Here is a 4,236-nt window from a genome sequence, read left to right on the forward strand (position 1 = left end):
CACCGGCCGGCAACCTCACCAGAAAGTTGCTCGATACCCTCATGGCCCGCTTCGCCGTTGCAGTTGGGGTTCGGCATATCGAACTGCGCTGCTGTGTCTTAGGGCTTGGGGGAGATGGTGAGTAGGTCCCCGACCTCGCACTCGAGGGCTTGGCAGATCGCGTGCAGGGTGGAGAAGCGGATGGCTTTGGCGTGTCCGTTCTTCAGTAGGGACAGGTTCACGAGGCTGATGCCCACACGTTTGCTGAGTTCGGTCAGGGTCATGTCCCGGGTAGTGAGCAGTGCGCTGAGGTGACAGGTGATCAGTTGTTGCTCGGGGGCCTTGGGTCGGCTCGTGCTCACACCAGGTCCTTGATGTCACGGTAGTAGTGGGTGCCGCGGGAGAGTACGGCGGCCAGCAGTAGCAGGATCAGCCCGATGACGAACAGCACGGGGTTGAGGCTGTCGACGATGTAGACCCCCGGGGTGCCCACGCCGACGGCATTGCCGCCGGCGAGCAACCCGGGCAGGGAATGGACGGTCAAGTATTTGGCGTAGCCCTCCAGGATCGCCACGGCCACACCTGCAGCCAGGGCCAGAACCCCGGTGGCTGCCGTGCAGCGCTGCATGAACGCCCCAAAGGGGACCTGTCGGGCCAAGCGATAGCACAGCACCACACAGGTCAGTGCGGCTATCAGGAAGCAGAGGGCACTGAGCAGACTCGAGCACCACATCAGGACCAGGGCCTGGTGAGGGGCTTCGGTGACTACTAGTCGCAGCCGCTCGGCGAACACGGTCACCGTCTGCGGGTCCAGGGAGTTCGGGGGTAGGTCATGGACGGCGGGAACACTGATCTGGACATCACCTTGTGCGAGAGCGCGCAAGGGATACCCGGTGAGGAACAGCGCCAGTGCTGCGGCCAGTAGGACCGCTACGGCCCCGCACAGGGCGCCTGCCCAGCGGAGGATGGCTTGCGGTGTGCGTTGTTGAAGTTCCATTAGGGGACCCCTCACTTTTATGCTTATCGTTATTAACGAATATCATAAAAGGGTGCGCGGGGACAGGGCGGGAAACGCCCCGCCGAGTGCCTAACGATGCGGGTGAATGGGCATCAATCTCTGCCGCCTCGGCCGGTCGAGCACGGGGATGGGGTTGGGCGTTTCGCTCCGTTGCGGCCGTCATGATGTGCTGGTCGGCGGTGGCCCGGTGAGGGGTGTGCGCTCGATGCCATCACGCCAGACGGGATGGACGTGATTCCTTCTCTCGCCATCGGCAGGACATCCCCATGGCAGGGACACGTAATCCGAAGCCTGCACGAGGTTCTCGGCTGGGCTTGTGGCTCATCCAGCGGCGCGGCGTGTTCCGGTGAAGGATGATGTTTGGGCAGCGTCTTCAGTTATGACGTCACGCAGAGCGGTTGAGCGCGTCGCCGTCCCAGGTGAGGTCGGCGTCGGTGCGCAGGGGCAGCACCTCCAGACCCGGGGTCCGTACGAGTTCGTGCACCAGTGCCGTGGTGCCGGCCACGAGGGTGGAGTCGAAGTCGATCTCGGTGGCCAGTACCCAGGCGTGGTCGTCCGGCCAGAGGATGCTGGGCGAGGGCGCCCACACGGGTTCATCGACCCAGGGCGCGCGGGCTGGCCATATGGGGTCGGCGAAGTCGTTGGCCCCGGCCTCGAACAGGATGTAGTGCCGCCCGGTGTCCCCGTGCAGTTCGAACCGCGGCCCGGTGGCGATCTGCTGAGACAGCATCCCCGTACCGGGGGCGGGGTTGTGGTGGGCACCCCGGGGACGAGCCTGCAGCACCGTCTGCGCGCGAAGGAACCCTTGCCGCAGGGTCGCAGTCACTCGTTGGCGCAGCGACGGGGCGGTGACGCGCCCCGTGTCCTCATCGGCGCCCGAGGTCGGCCACCTGTCGATGGGCTCGAGCACGAAGCGGGTGGCTCCGGCGGAACTGACCAACCCGCCCCAGCCTTCCCAGATCGCGGCGACCCCGGCATGCGGGGTGTTGGTGTGACGGGCCAGCACCGCCGCGGCCGCCGCCAGCGAGGTGGTGTCGAGGCGGCCCTCGGACGTGTCGCCGTAGCGCCAGCCGTCGGCGGCGATCACGCCATCGGCCGCGCCATAGTCACGTCGGACGAGGCGGGCGTACTGGGCCTGGGCGTGCATGATCGTGCCGAAGGACGCCGCGGCCTGGGCCCAGGTGGCCGGCTGGGTCTCGAGTGCGGCCTCGATGTCGTGGACACCGGCGAAGTGCGTCGCCTCATCGAGGCCCTGCCAGGTCTTCGTCGCCCGCGGCCGGTCACGGGAGACCGGGTGGAACAGCCGCGCGTAGGCCTGGTAGCCGCGCGGAACGATCGACAGGACGCTGGCCCACGGCTCAGCCTCCATGGGGCGCAGCCACTGACCCCGGTCGAGGTCAGGCACCCACACGAATCGTTCCGACATGACCCCTATTCTCTCTCTGTAACCCGGCGCGATCTTCGGCCCAGATGCCCCCCCCCGACACTTTCTTCCGGCTGTGCTGTGCATATCGCTCTGCTGGGTGGCTGCGCTGTGGCCGTCAGCGTCTCCTTATAAGGGTTCGAAGCGGGAAGTTCTCGGTACACGCAATGACGTGTGCCCGCGAGGTAAAGGCGATGGCCGGGACTGGGTCGAACGACGGTGGACCCGGTCGAATCACTCGGGTCGCCACGATGCATGCCGGTTTTCAACGCCTGGACAGTCCTGCTCCGCTCCGGCGGATTCATCGGGCAGGGTAAGGGGAGTATGAACTTCCGGTCGGGCCCGTCGTAGCGCAGGAGGGTTGTACCCCATGATCAAAACCAAACAGGAACCGCCGCAGGACCCAAGCTGGTGGTGGAGGATGGGCCACCTCCTGGATCGTGTGCTGGACGTGGTCAGTGTCGTTCCCCTGCTGGGCTGGCTGATCAGAATCATCGGCAGGTGAGACCGAGAAGAAGACATGGCCATGAGGGCGGCGGGGAGTTCGCCGCCGCGGTGAAGCTGCCTCAGGCAGTCTCTTGCGTTCCAGCTTGGCGCTGGGGGATCAGCCGACCCGACAACAAAAGCTCCGACACGAACTGACGGGTGGCGCATCTGGCGTTCCATTCTCGTCAAGTGACTGTGTCGCAGGCCGGGGTCATCGTGTGCTGGATCAGCTCCTGGCATGGTGGTCACGAGGTTCCCCGGTGCCGGCGATCTCTGGGGCACCACAGGAAGGCAAGGTCATGGACGACGAAGATCTCCAGAAGCTTGAGCACGTGCTGCGGGAGCACAACCAGATCGACTGGGTGCTGGTGGCCCACGTGATGACAGAGGCGGCCAACCTGGGGTACCCGGCGACTGAGGACACAGCTATATCGACTGCCTCGTCCGCCCCCACGAACGAGGCAAGATCCGCGTCGGCACCTACAGCAACGAGGCCCCGGGAGGCTTCGTGCCCTGGGAGGAACCCATCCTCGACCTACCCGAGCGCTTGCACGCTGCCCTGATCTCCACAGACCCCGACGATCCGCTGGGGCCGATGATGAACACGATGATCGACTTCAACGACCAACACTGACGTGTTGCAGTGGGGATTTTGTTCTGCAGCGGTTACTGAGGGAGAGGCGAAAGAGTGGAGCTCACGCGCGCGACGGTGGAGCGGCCTGGGGTGCGCATCAGCTACCTGGACACCGGTGGCGAGGCGCCGGTGGTGGTGTTCCTGCACGGTCTGGCCGGCAGCGCCCGAGAGCTGGTGCCCTCGGCCCGGGCGCTGTGGCCTGATTACCGGTGCGTGCTGGTGGATCAGCGCGGACATGGACACAGCACCCGGGTGCCGGCCGAAACGGGACGGCAGGCTTTCGTCGACGACCTCGTGGCGGTGCTCGATGTGGTGGCACCGAGCCAGCCGGTGATGCTGGTGGGCCAGTCCATGGGGGCGCACACCGCGGTGCTCACCGCTGCCGCTCACCCGCAGCGAGTGGCGGGATTGGTGTTGCTAGAAGCCGATGTGCACGGCGGGGAGCCGGGCGAAGCTGTTGCGGTGGGGGAGTTCTTCGGCTCCTGGCCCACCCCTTTCGCCTCCCGGGCTGAGGCCGCCGATGTTCTCGGCACCACTGCCTTGGCACGAGCCTGGGTGACGGACCTGGAGTCCACTGGTGAGGGGTATCGGCCCCGGTTCGACGCGAATGTCATGGAGGCCGTGCTGGAGGCGGTGCACGTCCCGCGGTGGGCCGAGTGGGCGGCGGTGGCCGCCCCGACCACGGTCGTCTTCGCC

General features: G+C 66.2%; 6 protein-coding genes. 3 read left to right on the forward strand and 3 right to left on the reverse strand.

Going from position 1 to position 4,236, the window contains the following annotated elements; all coding sequences use genetic code 11:
• Positions 1-98 precede the first annotated feature (98 nt).
• From E7Z53_RS19725 to E7Z53_RS19735, 3 genes are all read right to left on the reverse strand, one after another.
• Positions 99-341: a helix-turn-helix domain-containing protein gene (locus tag E7Z53_RS19725; RefSeq protein ID WP_419720441.1), complete on the reverse strand. Its 243-nt coding sequence runs from the start codon at positions 339-341 to the stop codon at positions 99-101.
• Positions 338-976: a hypothetical protein gene (locus tag E7Z53_RS19730; RefSeq protein ID WP_176338678.1), complete on the reverse strand. Its 639-nt coding sequence runs from the start codon at positions 974-976 to the stop codon at positions 338-340. Before E7Z53_RS19730 ends, E7Z53_RS19725 begins: the two co-directional genes overlap by 4 nt.
• 406 nt (positions 977-1,382) lie before the next feature.
• On the reverse strand, positions 1,383-2,423 hold the full coding sequence (locus E7Z53_RS19735; RefSeq protein WP_176338679.1) for a hypothetical protein: 1,041 nt from the start codon (positions 2,421-2,423) through the stop codon (positions 1,383-1,385).
• A gap of 367 nt (positions 2,424-2,790) precedes the next feature.
• On the opposite strand from E7Z53_RS19735, the gene E7Z53_RS20590 reads away from it, so the two are divergent.
• From E7Z53_RS20590 to E7Z53_RS19740, 3 genes are all read left to right on the forward strand, one after another.
• Positions 2,791-2,925 carry a hypothetical protein gene (locus E7Z53_RS20590; RefSeq protein ID WP_255219721.1) on the forward strand — a complete coding sequence of 45 codons (135 nt, stop codon included), beginning with the start codon at positions 2,791-2,793 and terminating at the stop codon, positions 2,923-2,925.
• A 489-nt stretch (positions 2,926-3,414) separates the two neighbouring features.
• Positions 3,415-3,540 (forward strand): hypothetical protein, encoded by a 126-nt coding sequence (locus E7Z53_RS20595; protein WP_255219722.1) that lies wholly within the window; start codon positions 3,415-3,417, stop codon positions 3,538-3,540.
• Positions 3,541-3,594: 54 nt separating this feature from the next.
• On the forward strand, positions 3,595-4,236 hold a 642-nt coding region (locus E7Z53_RS19740; RefSeq protein WP_176338680.1), incomplete at its 3' end, for an alpha/beta fold hydrolase.

The sequence above is a fragment of the Kocuria salina genome (genome assembly GCF_013368965.1).
Taxonomy (GTDB): domain Bacteria; phylum Actinomycetota; class Actinomycetes; order Actinomycetales; family Micrococcaceae; genus Kocuria; species Kocuria rosea.

Coding starts and splice junctions, on each gene's coding strand:
- E7Z53_RS19735 (WP_176338679.1), bottom strand. CDS start 2,423: ATGTCGGAACGATTCGTGTGGGTGCCTGACCTCGACCGGGGTCAGTGG.
- E7Z53_RS20590 (WP_255219721.1), top strand. CDS start 2,791: ATGATCAAAACCAAACAGGAACCGCCGCAGGACCCAAGCTGGTGGTGG.
- E7Z53_RS19730 (WP_176338678.1), bottom strand. CDS start 976: ATGGAACTTCAACAACGCACACCGCAAGCCATCCTCCGCTGGGCAGGC.